Raw genomic sequence first — 15492 nt, 5'->3', positions numbered from 1 at the left:
CGCCGGTTATAGATTCTGGTGACTAATGTGGGCGAACAATTGAAAAAAAAACCGGCGTTGCGTGGTGGTGGTTTCACTTTTAAACAGTTTTTTGTGGCGCATGACCGCTGCGCGATGAAAGTGGGCACTGATGGTGTTTTGCTGGGGGCTTGGGTGCCGGTAGAAAAAGCCCGCAAAGTGCTGGATATTGGCTGTGGCAGCGGGCTCATCGCCCTGATGATTGCTCAGCGAACGGCCACAGAAGTCGTGATTGACGGTGTAGAGCTGGAACCCGAGGCCGCGGCGCAAGCTTGCAGCAATGCGGCGCAATCTCCCTGGGCTGAGCGGGTTCATATTTATGAGCAAGATGTGCATCTGTTTGCCGAAAATCATTCTCATCAGTATGACCTTATTGTCAGTAACCCACCTTACTTTGCTCCGGCGGTCGCGTGTCGTGATGAAGCCCGCGATACTGCACGTTATACCGGCTCTTTAACGCACGACGCCTTACTGAACAGTGCTGAGAAGCTTATCACAGCAGAGGGTATTTTTTGTGTGGTTTTGCCCCATGACTTAGGCGTCGAGTTTGCTCGCCTTGCGCTGGAGCAGCGCTGGTTTATACATTGCCAGGTTGATATTAGAGACCGCCCCGGGAAACCGCTGCATCGCATGTTGCTAAAGTTAGCGCGACAAGCTGGTGAGACTCAATACCAGCAGCTGAGTTTGCGCCAGTCGGAAGGGGTGTATTCGCCAGAGTTCTGCGCGCTAATCAGCGATTTCTACCTAAACTACTAGCCGGGCTGGTGGCGATGAAGGTGTGAAAGCGGGGTAATAGGGCGCGATACTTTTTTGAAAAATATCGCGCCCTAAACAGTTATTACGGATGGAGAATGGTCGGTTTTGGATTCTCAATTTGTTCTGGATAGTCAAGGGTATAGTGCAATCCTCGGCTCTCTTTGCGCTCCATGGCACAACGCACAATTAACTCTGCGACCTGTACCAGGTTGCGTAACTCCAGCAGATTATTTGAGATACGGAAATTGGCATAATATTCGTCAATCTCTTGCTGCAAGGTATTAATTCGCCGTAAGGCGCGCTCGAGACGTTTAGTGGTACGAACAATGCCGACGTAGTCCCACATAAATAGGCGCAATTCATGCCAATTATGCTGGATGACAACTCGTTCATCGGAGTTATCAACACGGCTTTCATCCCAGTCTGGCAAATGTTTGGCTAATTTGGCAGTAGGTAAGCGCAATAGAATATCTTCGGCGGCAGACCAGCCGTAAACCAGGCACTCGAGTAATGAGTTAGATGCCATACGGTTAGCGCCATGCAATCCGGTATAGCTGACTTCACCAATTGCATATAAGCCATCCAGATCCGTGCGCCCGTGCTGGTCTACCATGACACCGCCGCAGGTATAATGAGCGGCTGGAACAATAGGAATGGCTTCTTTGGTCAGGTCGATACCCAATGACAACAGTTTTTCGTAAATCATTGGGAAGTGTTGCATCACGAAATCAGTGGGTTTATGGCTGATATCCAGATACATACAATCCGCACCCAAACGTTTCATTTCATGGTCGATGGCACGAGCGACGATATCGCGTGGAGCAAGTTCACCGCGCGCGTCAAAATCGAGCATAAAGCGGCTACCATCAGGGCGCTTCAGATAGGCACCTTCACCGCGTAATGCTTCGGTCAGTAAAAAGTTTCGTGCTTGTGGGTGAAATAAGCAGGTAGGATGGAATTGGTTAAATTCTAAATTAGCAACCCGACATCCGGCCCGCCATGCCATGGCGATACCGTCGCCAGATGAGATATCTGGGTTGGTGGTATATTGATAAACTTTAGCGGCTCCGCCTGTCGCTAAAACGACCGCTTTAGCGCGGAAAGTTTCAACTTTTTCAAGCTCGCGGTTCCAGATATATGCGCCAACGACGCGTTTAGTCCCGGCAAGACCAATTTTATTTGATGTGATGAGGTCGACCGCATTGCAGCGCTCTTTCACTAAAATGTTAGGGTGGGTACTTGCTTTGCCAACCAGGGTGGTTTCTACTTCTTTACCTGTCGCATCTGCCGTATGTAGTATGCGACGATGGCTATGACCGCCTTCACGGGTAAGATGATAACGTTCTTCGCCACGGGCATTGGTTTCGGTATCAAAAAGGACACCTTGGTCAATAAGCCATTGCACGCAAGAACGGGCGTTACTGGCGATAAATTCTACGGCATCTTTGTCGCAAAGCCCGGCCCCGGCAATCAGGGTGTCTTCAACATGTGAACTGATACTGTCGGTTTCATCAAAAACGGCAGCAATTCCTCCCTGAGCATAAAAAGTGGCGCCTTCATTAAGCGGCCCTTTGCTCAGAACAGTGACTTTACAATGTGGCGCAAGACGTAAAGCCAGTGACAAACCGGCAGCGCCACTCCCGATGATCAAGACATCGCTTACGTGTTCAGATGATGATGGCATATCGTATGATGTGTGCAGAAGAAGAGTGAAATTCATGTTAGCCTATCTGCCAGAGCAAAAGCTATGGCTATAAGATGTCTAAAGAATATTCAGACAAATAATCTGGCAACATGGAACTTTGCAATTTTTATAAACTCCAAGCGTGTGCTTGCTCAGGAAAATAAACATATGGCTGGCAGTACTATTTTTAGCGTGGGGATAGATTTCGGGAGAGTTTACCTCGGATGAGCGAGCAGTTAACGGATCAGATGCTGGTCGAACGGGTCCAAAAAGGTGATCAGCAATCGTTCAATTTACTGGTGATTCGATACCAGCATAAAGTTGCGAGCCTCGTATCCCGTTATGTGCCTCAGGGCGATGTTCCTGATGTAGTTCAAGAATCTTTTATTAAGGCATACCGTGCGCTTGAGTCGTTTCGTGGCGACAGTGCATTTTATACTTGGCTTTACCGTATCGCTGTTAATACAGCAAAAAATTACTTAGTTGCTCAGGGGCGGCGTCCGCCATCTAGTGATGTTGATGCAAATGATGCTGAAAATTACGAAAATGCGGGTGCATTGAAAGAAATATCGAACCCTGAGAACTTAATGTTGTCTGAAGAATTGAGGCAGATAGTTTTTAAAACCATAGACTCACTTCCTGAAGATCTCCGCATGGCGATTACACTCAGGGAGTTAGATGGTCTAAGCTATGAAGAGATAGCTGTGATTATGGACTGTCCGGTGGGTACTGTTCGTTCTCGTATCTTCCGAGCCAGAGAGGCTATCGATAATAAAGTTCAGCCGCTGATTCAGCGATAAGCGGACACATAAAGGGTATTTGGCATGCAGAAAGAAAAGCTTTCCGCTCTGATGGACGGAGAAACTCTCGATAGTGAGCTGATTGGTTCTTTATCGAAAGATAAAGCATTGCAGCAAAGCTGGCAGAGCTATCATTTAATCCGTGATACTCTGCGGGGGGATGTTGGCGAAGTCTTGCATCTGGATATCGCCAGCCGTGTCGCAGAGGCGCTCAAAAATGAGCCTGCTCGTTTTGTTCCTATTGCGGTGCCTGAATCTCAGCCACAACCTCATGTTTGGCAGAAAATGCCTTTTTGGCAAAAAATTCGCCCATGGGCCAGCCAAATCACTCAGGTTGGGGTTGCCGCTTGTGTGTCTCTTGCTGTAATTGTGGGGGTTCAGCAATATAACCAACCTACATCCAGCAATTTACAGCCGGAATCACCTGCATTTAATACATTACCGATGATGGGTAAAGCATCACCTGTTAGCTTTGGTGTGCCTGCGGATGGCTCTTTCGGGACATCTCAACAGCATCAGGTTCAAGAGCAACGTCGCCGTGTCAATATGATGACTCAATTGCAAGATTTTGAATTGCAACGCCGTTTGCCACAAACTGATGTGTTGCAGCAACCTTCAGCATCGACACAAGCCGCGATTCAAGTCCCTGGAACTCAGTCCTTAGGAATGCAGCAGCAGTAATGAAGCAACTTTGGTTTTCCGTCTGTTTAATGACGGGCAGCCTGTTCATGTCAACAATTGCATCGGCGGAAACAGCGCCGATTGCAATGTTGCAAGAAATGAACAGCGCCAGTCAATTGCTCAACTATGAGCTTTCATATATCAATGTTAATAAGCAAGGGATTGATTCTCTTCGCTACCGTCATGCTATCCAGGATAAAAAAACGCTAGCGCAATTACTGCGTATGGATGGCCCACGGACTGAGATAATTCAACGTGGCAATGAGATAAGTTATTTCGAGCCAGGATTTGACTCTTTCACGTTGGGCGGTGAGCATATTGTCGATGCTTTGCCTTCTGTTGTTTTCTCCGATTTTGAAAAATTATCAAAGCACTATAACTATATTGCTCTCGGTCGTGCCCGTGTAGCGGATCGTCCATGTCAGGTTATTCGAGTTGTGGCTCGTGACAGCACGCGATATAGCTATATTATCTGGATGGATGAAACAACAAAACTCCCAATGCGAATAGACTTGTTAGATCGCGATGGTGAGACTATCGAACAGTTTCGGGTGATTTCCTTTGCTGTCGGCGAACCTATTCAAGAGATTCTGCAAGGTGTACTAAAACTGTCCTTGCCGCCATTACTGGCATTGCCTGCTAAAACTAAGGTGGATTTCGCTTGGGCCCCTCGTTGGTTACCTGAGGGAATTACTGAGGTTTCACGTAGTCGCCGCACATTACCTAACATGGATGAGCCAACTGAGTCACGGTTATATACCGATGGATTATTCAGTTTCTCTATCAATGTTAACCCGGTTGCGAAAGATGCGCCTTCAGAGCAATCTATGCGTCAAGGGCGTCGTACAGTCCATACTGAAACCCGTAATAATGTAGAAATTACTGTGGTGGGTGAGTTGCCTCCTTCAACTGCAAAACGTATTGCCGATAGTGTGATATTGGAGTCTGCAAAATGATGAAAGAATGGGCGACGGTTATCTCATGGCAAAATGGGGTCGCGCTGTTACGTTGCGAACCTCACTCTGGCTGTGGGAGCTGTAATGCGCGTTCTGGATGCGGCAGTAATCTATTAAATGAATTGGGGCCAGAGTCTGAACATCAATTAAAAGTCGCAATTTCGCAGCCGCTTGAACCAGGACAAAAGGTTGAGGTCGGAATTAGTGAAGGTAGCTTATTACGTTCAGCTTCTTTGGTTTATTTAACCCCATTAGCAGGATTGATTTCTGGTGGAGCGTTATTTCAGGCTTTATTAATCACGGATGCATTTACTGCTCTTGGTGCTGTTTCTGGTGCAGTGCTAGGTTTTCTATTAGCCCGCACATTAGCGGCGAAAATTGAAGGGAAAAGTGATTATCAACCGACTGTTTTGCAGATTGGTTTACCGCCAACAGCTATACGTATCCAGCAAGAGTAATTATTTTAACCATAATAGGCTGGAATTCGGTTCTGTATCATATGTTCCAGTAGAGCAATAAAAAGGTCAGCACTGATAAGTGATGAATAGTCTGCTGAAAAGAGTATATTTCCTTTCTCACCCAATAATCGTATCTTATCATGATGAGCTTCACGTAATGTTTCGATACGCAAAATATCTTCGATGTTAATTTTACCCTCGTCCGTTGTCAACGATTGTGCACTGAGTGATATTGGGCTCGTATTAATCTGAAGTTTCTTCATCTTAATAGAGTTAAAAATTAGTGTGTTAAGCTGGCTATCATTTTTTTTCACTATATCGAATACGATTGTTTCTCCTCTGGATAATGTATTTAAGCTTATTAATCCAACATGCATAACTTGTTGGTGGATTATCGTATTTATAAGAGGGTAGGCATTGGTTATATTATTTACGATAACACACCAAGGTTGGCTTTTTGATGTGCGAAATGCCATTGAGTTTATTTTATTGCCAGGTGATATTCCTGAATGGTATTTATAAATGTATTTGATTTTATCAAATGAAATAAAATAGACGTTACCATCATGATGATTGAATACACGAACGCCTTTTTCGTAAAGAAAATAGGTAAACATCGGGTTGTTGTATAAACGCAAATATAACAGTGCACTTAATGAAATCCCTGCAATAGCAACACATAAAATAGAGAGTATTGAAGGTGTTGAAAAAATAGATGTTATAATTGATAGTAAGATTATGACAATGCTTAGTGCTAATATAAATACTATTGTACCAATGTTTAATTTTGAGTTTTTTGTTATTAACTCATGGCGACTAAGTATTTTTCCTTCATCAATCATAATATTCTCCATTTAGTCGCCAAGAGGATATTTCACTTGGTTGTAATTAAATGCCTTTAATACATTAAGTTATTCACTGGTGAGGTAAATGAGCATTTTCCTAAAGTGATTTAATCAATATTCGTACTGAAATAAGAAAGTTTGAACCGCAGGATCCGGGTTACGTCTTGTCTATGGTAACGAGCGGAACGGCGCTAATACATTTTGACAGGATAAATCGACCAACAAGCTAAGTGTGATGCCTTTCACGAGGCTGACTTACAGTGTAAGATGCGTGCATATTTATGTGGGTAGTTTTGGGTTTGAGTCCATCGCTGTGTCCACCAATAATCAATTAAAGACAACGACTAGAGAAAAATTCATATAAATGAAGCACATAAGAAACTTTTCTATTATTGCCCATATTGACCACGGTAAGTCGACGCTGTCGGACCGTATTATTCAGATTTGTGGCGGTTTATCAGAGCGTGAAATGGCCGCTCAAGTCCTGGATTCTATGGATCTGGAGCGTGAGCGCGGTATTACTATCAAAGCACAAAGTGTGACACTTGATTATCACGCCCAAGATGGCCAAACCTATCAACTTAACTTTATCGATACCCCCGGTCACGTTGACTTCTCTTATGAAGTTTCTCGCTCTTTGGCGGCTTGTGAAGGGGCGTTATTGGTGGTTGATGCCGGGCAGGGTGTTGAAGCTCAAACACTCGCAAACTGCTACACCGCGATGGAAATGAATCTGGAAGTTGTTCCAGTTTTGAACAAAATCGACTTGCCAGCAGCCGATCCTGAACGTGTTGCGGAAGAAATTGAAGATATCGTCGGGATTGATGCGGCTGATGCCGTGCGCTGTTCGGCCAAAACGGGCGTCGGTGTTCCTGATATTCTGGAACGTTTAGTGCGCGATATTCCGCCTCCGCAAGGTGATCCTGATGGGCCATTGCAGGCACTGATTATTGACTCCTGGTTCGATAACTATCTGGGTGTAGTGTCATTAATCCGTATCAAGAATGGTTCGTTACGTAAAGGCGATAAAGTTAAGGTAATGAGCACCGGGCAGACCTATAACGCTGATCGCCTTGGTATTTTTACTCCTAAACGTGTTGATCGCGATATGCTGAACTGCGGTGAAGTTGGCTGGTTAGTTTGCGCGATTAAAGATATTTTGGGCGCACCGGTTGGCGATACCTTGACATTGGCCCGTAACCCGGCTGAAAAATCTTTACCTGGTTTTAAGAAAGTAAAACCACAGGTTTATGCCGGTCTGTTCCCAATTAGCTCAGATGACTATGAAGCTTTCCGTGATGCATTGGGCAAGTTGAGTCTTAATGACGCCTCTTTGTTCTATGAACCAGAAAGCTCGACTGCTTTGGGCTTTGGTTTCCGTTGTGGTTTCCTTGGTTTGCTGCATATGGAAATCATTCAGGAACGTTTGGAACGTGAGTATGACCTGGAACTTATCACCACGGCACCCACAGTGGTGTATGAGGTGATTACGACGGCTCAGGAAACGATTTATGTCGATAGCCCTTCCAAGCTGCCAGCCCTGAATAATATTGAAGAACTGCGCGAACCTATTGCTGAATGTCATATGTTGTTGCCACAGGAATACCTTGGTAACGTCATTACATTGTGTATTGAAAAGCGCGGTATGCAGACCAACATGGTTTACCACGGTAATCAGGTGGCGCTGACCTATGAAATTCCGATGGCTGAAGTGGTGCTCGATTTCTTCGACCGTCTGAAATCAACATCTCGCGGTTATGCCTCTTTGGATTACAATTTCAAACGCTTCCAGACCTCTGACATGGTGCGTGTTGATGTGTTAATTAACAACGAACGCGTGGATGCATTGGCGCTAATCACTCACCGCGAAAATGCTCAGTACCGTGGTCGTGATTTAGTTGAAAAGATGAAAGAGCTGATCCCACGTCAGCAATTTGATATTGCTATTCAGGCAGCGATAGGTAATCACATTATTGCCCGCTCAACTGTAAAACAGTTACGTAAAAACGTACTGGCGAAGTGTTATGGCGGTGATGTTAGCCGTAAGAAAAAACTTCTACAAAAACAGAAAGACGGTAAAAAACGTATGAAGCAAGTCGGTAACGTTGAATTACCGCAAGAAGCTTTCCTGGCTATTCTGCATGTCGGAAAAGACAGTAAATAAGGAGTTTTAATGGCTAACATGTTTGCCTTGATTTTAGCGATAGCAACACTGGTAACTGGCATTATCTGGTGCTTCGAGCGGTTCAAGTGGGGCCCGGCACGTCAGGCAAAAATTGCGGCTGTTAATGCGCAAACTGCGGAGCTCAAGGCACAAACGGGTTCTGCTGTAGACAACAAGACGCTAGCACCGGTGGCAAAACAGCCGGGTTGGATTGAGACTTGTGCTTCAGTTTTCCCAGTGTTAGCTCTGGTCTTTATCGTGCGTTCGTTTATTTACGAACCTTTCCAGATCCCATCTGGCTCGATGATGCCAACGCTCTTGATTGGTGATTTTATTCTGGTTGAGAAGTTTGCTTACGGTGTTAAAGACCCGATTACCCAAACTACGCTGATTCCGACTGGGCATCCAAAGCGCGGTGATATTGCCGTGTTTAAATATCCACTAGATCCAAGATTGGATTATATCAAGCGCGTGGTGGGGTTACCGGGGGATCGGGTAAGCTATAATCCAATCAGCAAAGAAGTGACGGTTCAACCTGCGTGTAATACGGGGACTTCGTGTGACAGCGCGTTGCCTATTACTTACAGTGCATCTGAGCCAAGTGATTTTGTGCAAACATTCCGTTATAGCGGTAATGGCGAGGCTTCTGCCGGGTTCTTCCAGATCCCGACAAACGAGCCTGTACCAGATGGTGGCGTACGTTTACGTGAGCGCACTGAAAGTTTAGGGCCAGTTGCGCATCAAATTCTGACTGTTCCTGGCCGTCAGGAGCAGTTAGGCGCATATTATCAGCAACATAACCAACCACTCGGTGTTTGGGTTGTCCCTGAAGGCCATTACTTCATGATGGGCGATAACCGGGATAACAGTGCTGATAGCCGCTACTGGGGGTTTGTGCCAGAACGTAATTTAGTAGGCAAAGCCACTGCTATTTGGATGAGTTTTGAAAAGCAAGAAGGTGAATGGCCAACGGGAGTGCGTTTAAGTCGGATTGGTGGAATTCATTAATACCGACCATACCCAAAGCTATTGGCATTGCGGCGTTGTTAGCCATAGAGCTAACAACGTCGTAACTTTAAATAAGCAGGGTATTTAAACGCAGCATTATATCTCTACTCGTTGTAGAATAACCTTTCGAGCGATAAAAGTTGGCTCTTTTATGGGAGCCACTGCAAACGAAACAGTTTTGTTTTGGTAATATTTACCGATCAGACCTGTTCCGTCTGCTGTAGTTTTTGACGCATTCTTGATCTATTGGTAACTCATGAACCCCATCGTAATAAATAGGCTGCAGCGGAAGCTGGGCTACACTTTTCAACAGCAGGAGCTCTTGCTGCAAGCACTGACTCATCGTAGCGCCAGCAGTAAACACAATGAGCGTTTGGAGTTCCTGGGTGACTCTATATTAAGTTTCGTTATTGCCAATGAGTTGTATCGTCGTTTCCCTCGGGTGGATGAAGGGGATATGAGTCGGATGCGCGCTACATTGGTTAGAGGCAATACGCTAGCCGAAATGGCCCGTGAGTTTGACCTCGGTGAATGTTTACGCCTTGGGCCGGGTGAGTTGAAAAGTGGCGGTTTCCGCCGCGAATCAATTTTGGCAGATACAGTAGAAGCCTTAATCGGCGGTATATTCTTAGATAGCGATATTCATACAATTGAACGGCTGATTCTCGACTGGTATCGCAGTCGCTTAGAAGAAATCAGCCCTGGTGATAAGCAGAAAGACCCAAAAACGCGCCTGCAAGAATACTTGCAAGGCCGTCATCTGCCATTACCTTCTTATCTGGTTGTGCAGGTTCGTGGTGAAGCACATGATCAGGAATTTACTATCCACTGCCAAGTGAGTGGCTTGAGTGAACCGGTAGTAGGTGCCGGCTCAAGTCGCCGTAAAGCTGAGCAGGCGGCAGCGGAACAAGCGCTGAAACAGTTGGAGCTTGAATGAGCGAAGTAGAAAAAACGTATTGTGGTTTTATTGCAATTGTAGGTCGCCCAAATGTGGGTAAATCTACCTTGCTGAATGAATTGCTGGGGCAGAAAATCTCCATCACTTCACGTAAACCGCAAACTACACGTCACCGTATTATGGGGATCCATACTGAAGGGCCTTATCAGGCCATTTATGTTGATACCCCAGGGCTGCATATTGAAGAAAAACGCGCCATTAACCGTTTAATGAATCGCGCGGCCAGCAGCTCTCTTGGTGATGTGGAGTTGGTGATTTTTGTTGTTGAAGGAACTAACTGGACTGCCGACGATGAAATGGTCGTTAATAAACTGCGCAGTTTGCAATGCCCGGTATTATTAGCCATTAACAAAGTTGATAACGTAACAGATAAATCTAAGCTGTTGCCGCATATCCAGTTCTTAAGCCAGCAGATGAATTTCCTCGACGTTGTGCCAATCTCTGCGGAGAAAGGGTTGAACGTGGATACCATTGCCGGTATTGTGCGCAAACTTTTGCCGGAAGCAGGGCATCATTTCCCGGAAGATTACATTACTGACCGCTCTCAGCGTTTTATGGCGTCAGAAATCATTCGTGAAAAATTGATGCGTTTCTTGGGTGAAGAATTACCTTACTCAGTAACGGTTGAAATTGAGCAGTTTGTTCCTAATGAACGTGGTGGCTATAACATTCATGGTTTGATTTTAGTTGAACGCGAAGGCCAGAAAAAAATGGTCATCGGTAATAAAGGTTCAAAAATCAAGACGATTGGTATTGAAGCCCGTCAGGACATGGAACAGATGTTCGATGCTAAAGTGCATCTTGAGTTGTGGGTGAAAGTGAAATCAGGCTGGGCAGATGACGAACGTGCATTGCGCAGCTTAGGCTATACCGACGACCTGAAATAAGACTCGCCGATGGAAGGTTGGCAACGCGCATTTGTCCTGCATGGGCGTCCTTACAGTGAAACCAGTTTAATGCTGGATTTATTCACTGAAGGGGAAGGTCGCATGCGGGTGTTGGCAAAAGGTGCGCGGGGTCGCCGCTCCAATCTAAAAGGCTGCTTGCAGCCTTTTACACCATTACTGGTCCGCTGGGTCGGGCGTGGTGAAATCAAAACATTACGCAGTGCTGAACCAGTCTCTCTGGCTCTTCCATTGAGCGGCTCTATGTTGTACAGCGGCTTATATGTTAACGAGCTGCTCTCCCGCGTTCTCGAACAACAAACTAATTACTCTGCTTTATTCTTCGATTATCTGCATTGTTTACAATCATTAGCAGGTAGCGATGGATCGCCTGAATACGCTTTGCGCCAATTTGAATTGGCGATACTGGCCCATCTTGGTTATGGCGTGGATTTTCTGCATTGTGCCGGCAGTGGTCAACCCGTATCAGATTCCATGACTTATCGCTATCGCGAAGAAAAAGGGTTTATTGCCAGTCTGGTGGTTGATCATTACAGTTTTACTGGCCGCCAATTATTAGCATTGGCGAATCGTGAATTCCCTGATGCTGATACGTTGCGTGCTGCCAAGCGATTCACTCGCATTGCACTGAAACCTTATCTGGGTGGTAAGCCACTTAAAAGTCGTGAATTGTTTCGCCAATTTGTAATTAAACCGCCAGCAGAGCCCTTGCCCTAGAACTTAGCCTTTTGTGTTTACACGCCCATGATCAACTTTCCCACTCGCTAGCCTATCCGCTGGCAGTCCTCTCAGTGTAGACTGCGTTTATTGGCGGGCATGCTTGTGCTTGTTAACCTATTAAAGATGCATCCATATCTGGAGGGCTGTCATGGCTGATTTGTTGTTGGGCGTTAATATTGATCACATTGCGACACTACGAAATGCACGTGGAACCATTTACCCAGATCCTGTTCAGGCGGCGTTTATTGCCGAACAAGCAGGCGCTGACGGAATTACCGTGCATTTACGCGAAGATCGCCGCCATATCACGGATCGTGATGTGCGTATCTTGCGTGAGACAATCCAGACACGCATGAATCTGGAAATGGCCGTCACCGATGAAATGGTGGGAATTGCATGTGAGTTGCAACCCCATTTTTGCTGTTTAGTACCGGAAAAACGTCAGGAAGTCACTACCGAAGGCGGGCTGGATGTTGCCGGTCAAATAGATAAAATGACTATCGCGGTTAGCCGATTATCTGAGGCAGGGATTCTGGTTTCACTGTTTATTGATGCTGATATGCGCCAAATTGATGCCGCTGTGGCGGTGGGTGCGCCTTATATTGAAATTCATACCGGTGCTTATGCGGATGCTTCTTCAGATTTGGCACGCCAGGCTGAATTAGTCCGCATTGCCAAGGCGGCGACTTATGCCGCAGGTAAAGGGTTGAAAGTTAACGCCGGTCACGGCCTGACTTACCATAATGTTCAACCGATTGCTGCGTTACCGGAGATGCACGAGCTCAATATCGGTCATGCAATTATTGGTCAGGCGGTAATGACAGGCCTTGCTGCTGCGGTTACTGATATGAAAGTCTTAATGCGGGAAGCGCGTCGTTAATGGCAATTCTAGGGCTAGGCACTGATATTGTTGAGATTTCCCGGATTGAAGCCGTAGTTGAACGCAGCGGTGAAAAACTGGCTCGTCGCATTCTTAGCCCTTCTGAATGGCAACATTATCAGCAGCACCAACAACCAATCCGCTTTTTGGCCAAACGTTTTGCGGTCAAAGAGGCTGCCGCGAAAGCTTTTGGCACCGGCATCCGAAATGGTTTGGCATTCAATCAGTTCGAAGTGGTTAACGATGCATTGGGCAAGCCGACATTGCGTTTACATCAACGTGCAGCTGAATTAGCGCTTGAGCTGGGCGTCAAATCTTTGCATGTAACTCTGGCGGATGAGCGGCGTTATGCCTGTGCAACTGTGATTATCGAAAGCTAAGTTTTTTAAAGTTGATTTAATCTATTGCTGCCAAATAAGGAGCATAGATATTGAGGGGCGAGCATGCAGATGCCGCCCCTTTTTTATTGGCTCCCTCCAGCATTATTCCTCTCTCTCTGCTCTATTTCTCCCTACAGACGCGGTGTAAGTGCCGTGAAGAAACTCGCGAGAAAAACTTAATTTTGCGATCTGTCCGACAAGTTGACTAACCAATACTTCATTTGGTCAGCCAATTAGTGATATTTGTAGTACCAAATTCCTCATCTAATCAGAGGTTTTACTTGTGAATATCAAGAGTAAGTCGGAGTTTCAGTATCTGTGTGTTCTTTCATCAACAAAGTTCACTACGTTTGGTCTGACCAATATAAAAATAGTGATACCAGAATAAATTTGATGTTTAACTATCGGGGAAGTAAAAGATGGAATGGATTAATATCCTGTGGGTTGTGCTGGGCATAGGCTTAATGCTATTGCTCAATATCCGCTATCAGATTAACTCAATGATTGCACTGCTGTTAGCCGCTCTGCTAGTGGGAACGCTCGCCGGGATGGATCTGCTCAAACTTCTGCATACCATTAAAGCAGGATTTGGCGGCACGCTCGGCGAACTGGCTATTATCGTGGTATTTGGTGCTGTTATCGGCAAGCTTATGGTCGATTCTGGCGCAGCTCATCAGATAGCTCAAACACTGTTACGCCGATTTGGGCTAAAGTATGTCGAGTTTGCGGTCATAATCATCGGCCTGATCTTTGGTTTGGCGATGTTCTATGAAGTTGCCTTTATAATTTTGGCTCCATTGATCATTGCCATCGCAGTCGAAGCCAAGATCCCATTCCTCAAACTGGCGATCCCGGCGGTTGCTGCAGCAACCACAGCGCACTCATTGTTCCCACCACAACCGGGGCCAGTAGCACTGGTTAGCGCGTATGGCGCTGATATGGGAATGGTTTATATCTACGGTATTTTGGTTGCCATTCCTTCAGTTGTTTGTGCTGGTCTGATTTTACCGAAATTTCTGGGTAACCTTGAGCGACCAGTCCCGACGTTCCTAAAGGCAGACAATCCGATTGATGAGAACAATTTACCGTCATTCGGCACTTCAATTCTGGTTCCGCTAATCCCTGCTTTTATTATGATTTTTACGACCATTGCCAATATCTGGCTGGTTAAAGGGACGACTTCATACACCATTCTCAATTTCTTTGGCTCGTCACCTATCGCCATGTTTATCGCGATGCTGGTTGCTTTTGTTCTTTTTGGCACCGGGCGCGGTCATAAAATGGAATGGGTTATGCACTCCTTTGAGGGAGCGGTGAAAGGGATTGCCATGGTCATTTTGATCATTGGTGCGGGTGGGGCGCTAAAACAGGTCATTATTGATACCGGCATTGGCGACACTATTGGCATGCTGATGTCTGCCGGTGGTATATCACCTTATATTATGGCTTGGTTGATTACTGTGCTTATTCGCCTGTCAACTGGGCAGGGGGTGGTTTCGGCAATGACGGCGGCGGGGATCATTAGTGCTGCAATAATGGATCCAGTTACACATACCATTGTGGGAGCCGATCCAGCGCTATTAGTGCTGGCGACAGCGGCGGGTTCTAATACCTTTACGCATATTAATGATGCGTCTTTCTGGCTGTTTAAAGGTTATTTCGAATTGTCGATTAAAGACACACTGAAAACCTGGGGCTTGCTGGAGTTGACTAACTCAGTGGTGGGTTTGGTCGTGGTGTTGATTATCAGCATGTTTGTTTAACTGCTGATTAATAGTCAATTATCAGTGCTTCGATGGAAGCACTGATAATGTATCTCACGGAGATTACAGACGATCGGCGTGATGCAATTGAACAAACTTGTCCCAAAGCTGTTCATTAGTTTCTACCCAATCAGGATCGATAGAAATCGTCTTATCAATGGGGCAGACCAACTGGCAGGTGGGCGTTTCGTAATGGCCGATACATTCGGTACAGCGCATTGGGTCAATCTGATAGATTTCTGCACCCATAGAAATTGCCTCATTAGGGCATTCCGGCTCGCACATGTCACAATTTATGCAGCGTTTAGTAATTATTAAAGCCATTTCAATGAATTGCCTGTTTAAATTTTAATATTGTTTGGTGAGTATTTTTGTTTATTACCAGCGCGTTGAAATCTGCTTTCTGCATGTTTTACCCAACTTATTGAGTTATATCAACCCATTGGATTTATTCTGTTGCCGTCTACCTGCAACTGGAAATCTATTGAACATAGGACAGTGCACTATTCTACGCCA

At 45.7% G+C, this 15492-nt stretch carries 16 protein-coding genes; 13 read left to right on the top strand and 3 right to left on the bottom strand.

The genetic code is table 11. The annotated features are described in order from the left end of the window. Positions 1–27 precede the first annotated feature (27 nt). On the top strand, positions 28–774 hold the full coding sequence (gene trmN, locus YROHD0001_RS12185; protein ID WP_032816410.1) for a tRNA(1)(Val) (adenine(37)-N(6))-methyltransferase TrmN: 747 nt from the start codon (positions 28–30) through the stop codon (positions 772–774). Between the two features lie 82 nt (positions 775–856). On the opposite strand, the gene nadB is transcribed toward trmN, so the two are convergent. Further along, positions 857–2458: an L-aspartate oxidase gene (gene nadB / locus YROHD0001_RS12190; protein ID WP_186373516.1), complete on the bottom strand. Its 1602-nt coding sequence runs from the start codon at positions 2456–2458 to the stop codon at positions 857–859. Positions 2459–2682: 224 nt separating this feature from the next. Between nadB and rpoE the strand changes: the two genes are divergently transcribed. From rpoE to rseC, 4 genes are read left to right on the top strand one after another with little or no spacing between them, the layout of a single operon-like run. Continuing rightward, complete coding sequence (rpoE, locus tag YROHD0001_RS0117515) at positions 2683–3258, top strand: RNA polymerase sigma factor RpoE (RefSeq protein WP_032816407.1); 576 nt, start codon at positions 2683–2685, stop codon at positions 3256–3258. A 24-nt stretch (positions 3259–3282) separates the two neighbouring features. Beyond that, positions 3283–3939 (top strand): anti-sigma-E factor RseA, encoded by a 657-nt coding sequence (rseA, locus tag YROHD0001_RS12195; protein WP_004713976.1) that lies wholly within the window; start codon positions 3283–3285, stop codon positions 3937–3939. Further along, positions 3939–4895, top strand: coding sequence for a sigma-E factor regulatory protein RseB (rseB, locus tag YROHD0001_RS12200; protein WP_032816406.1), 957 nt, complete (start codon positions 3939–3941; stop codon positions 4893–4895). Before rseA ends, rseB begins: the two co-directional genes overlap by 1 nt. Further along, positions 4892–5353, top strand: coding sequence for a SoxR-reducing system protein RseC (gene rseC, locus YROHD0001_RS0117510; protein ID WP_032816405.1), 462 nt, complete (start codon positions 4892–4894; stop codon positions 5351–5353). The genes rseB and rseC overlap by 4 nt, the downstream gene beginning before the upstream one ends. 5 nt (positions 5354–5358) lie before the next feature. Here rseC and YROHD0001_RS12205 read toward each other — a convergent pair whose 3' ends face one another. Further along, positions 5359–6195 (bottom strand): hypothetical protein, encoded by an 837-nt coding sequence (locus YROHD0001_RS12205; RefSeq protein WP_032816404.1) that lies wholly within the window; start codon positions 6193–6195, stop codon positions 5359–5361. 367 nt (positions 6196–6562) lie between these two features. On the opposite strand from YROHD0001_RS12205, the gene lepA reads away from it, so the two are divergent. The 8 genes from lepA to gntP all read left to right on the top strand — a co-directional run bounded on the left by lepA (position 6563) and on the right by gntP (position 14976). Next, positions 6563–8362 carry a translation elongation factor 4 gene (lepA, locus tag YROHD0001_RS12210; RefSeq protein ID WP_004713973.1) on the top strand — a complete coding sequence of 600 codons (1800 nt, stop codon included), beginning with the start codon at positions 6563–6565 and terminating at the stop codon, positions 8360–8362. 9 nt (positions 8363–8371) lie between these two features. Next, positions 8372–9370, top strand: a complete 999-nt coding sequence (gene lepB, locus YROHD0001_RS12215; RefSeq protein WP_004713972.1) for a signal peptidase I — start codon at positions 8372–8374, stop codon at positions 9368–9370. Positions 9371–9626: 256 nt separating this feature from the next. Then, positions 9627–10307, top strand: a complete 681-nt coding sequence (gene rnc, locus YROHD0001_RS12220; RefSeq protein ID WP_032816403.1) for a ribonuclease III — start codon at positions 9627–9629, stop codon at positions 10305–10307. Continuing rightward, positions 10304–11215, top strand: a complete 912-nt coding sequence (gene era / locus YROHD0001_RS12225; protein ID WP_032816402.1) for a GTPase Era — start codon at positions 10304–10306, stop codon at positions 11213–11215. Before rnc ends, era begins: the two co-directional genes overlap by 4 nt. A 9-nt stretch (positions 11216–11224) precedes the next feature. Beyond that, complete coding sequence (gene recO, locus YROHD0001_RS12230) at positions 11225–11950, top strand: DNA repair protein RecO (protein ID WP_004713969.1); 726 nt, start codon at positions 11225–11227, stop codon at positions 11948–11950. 151 nt (positions 11951–12101) lie between these two features. After that, entirely contained in the window at positions 12102–12833 is a 732-nt protein-coding gene (gene pdxJ / locus YROHD0001_RS12235) for a pyridoxine 5'-phosphate synthase (RefSeq protein WP_004713968.1), read from the top strand. Further along, positions 12833–13213 carry a holo-ACP synthase gene (acpS, locus tag YROHD0001_RS0117505; protein ID WP_032816401.1) on the top strand — a complete coding sequence of 127 codons (381 nt, stop codon included), beginning with the start codon at positions 12833–12835 and terminating at the stop codon, positions 13211–13213. The genes pdxJ and acpS overlap by 1 nt, the downstream gene beginning before the upstream one ends. A gap of 419 nt (positions 13214–13632) precedes the next feature. Next, complete coding sequence (gntP, locus tag YROHD0001_RS12240) at positions 13633–14976, top strand: gluconate permease GntP (RefSeq protein ID WP_004713967.1); 1344 nt, start codon at positions 13633–13635, stop codon at positions 14974–14976. A 63-nt stretch (positions 14977–15039) separates the two neighbouring features. Here the strand turns inward: gntP and YROHD0001_RS0117500 are convergent, their stop codons facing one another. After that, the gene (locus YROHD0001_RS0117500) at positions 15040–15300 is read right to left on the bottom strand and encodes a YfhL family 4Fe-4S dicluster ferredoxin (protein ID WP_032816400.1); all 261 of its coding nucleotides are present in this window, start codon (positions 15298–15300) and stop codon (positions 15040–15042) included. Between the last annotated feature and the right edge of the window lie 192 nt (positions 15301–15492).

Source organism: Yersinia rohdei ATCC 43380, from assembly GCF_000173775.1.
In the GTDB taxonomy this organism is placed as follows: domain Bacteria; phylum Pseudomonadota; class Gammaproteobacteria; order Enterobacterales; family Enterobacteriaceae; genus Yersinia; species Yersinia rohdei.
This window is presented reverse-complemented; position numbering and strand designations above follow the sequence as displayed.

Bases quoted from the DNA above. Each gene is read 5' to 3' on its own strand.
- lepA (WP_004713973.1), top strand. From the start codon at position 6,563: ATGAAGCACATAAGAAACTTTTCTATTATTGCCCATATTGACCACGGT.
- rnc (WP_032816403.1), top strand. From the start codon at position 9,627: ATGAACCCCATCGTAATAAATAGGCTGCAGCGGAAGCTGGGCTACACT.
- YROHD0001_RS0117500 (WP_032816400.1), bottom strand. From the start codon at position 15,300: ATGGCTTTAATAATTACTAAACGCTGCATAAATTGTGACATGTGCGAG.
- rpoE (WP_032816407.1), top strand. From the start codon at position 2,683: ATGAGCGAGCAGTTAACGGATCAGATGCTGGTCGAACGGGTCCAAAAA.
- rseA (WP_004713976.1), top strand. From the start codon at position 3,283: ATGCAGAAAGAAAAGCTTTCCGCTCTGATGGACGGAGAAACTCTCGAT.
- gntP (WP_004713967.1), top strand. From the start codon at position 13,633: ATGGAATGGATTAATATCCTGTGGGTTGTGCTGGGCATAGGCTTAATG.
- pdxJ (WP_004713968.1), top strand. From the start codon at position 12,102: ATGGCTGATTTGTTGTTGGGCGTTAATATTGATCACATTGCGACACTA.
- rseB (WP_032816406.1), top strand. From the start codon at position 3,939: ATGAAGCAACTTTGGTTTTCCGTCTGTTTAATGACGGGCAGCCTGTTC.
- era (WP_032816402.1), top strand. From the start codon at position 10,304: ATGAGCGAAGTAGAAAAAACGTATTGTGGTTTTATTGCAATTGTAGGT.
- YROHD0001_RS12205 (WP_032816404.1), bottom strand. From the start codon at position 6,195: ATGATTGATGAAGGAAAAATACTTAGTCGCCATGAGTTAATAACAAAA.
- rseC (WP_032816405.1), top strand. From the start codon at position 4,892: ATGATGAAAGAATGGGCGACGGTTATCTCATGGCAAAATGGGGTCGCG.
- nadB (WP_186373516.1), bottom strand. From the start codon at position 2,458: ATGCCATCATCATCTGAACACGTAAGCGATGTCTTGATCATCGGGAGT.
- recO (WP_004713969.1), top strand. From the start codon at position 11,225: ATGGAAGGTTGGCAACGCGCATTTGTCCTGCATGGGCGTCCTTACAGT.
- lepB (WP_004713972.1), top strand. From the start codon at position 8,372: ATGGCTAACATGTTTGCCTTGATTTTAGCGATAGCAACACTGGTAACT.
- acpS (WP_032816401.1), top strand. From the start codon at position 12,833: ATGGCAATTCTAGGGCTAGGCACTGATATTGTTGAGATTTCCCGGATT.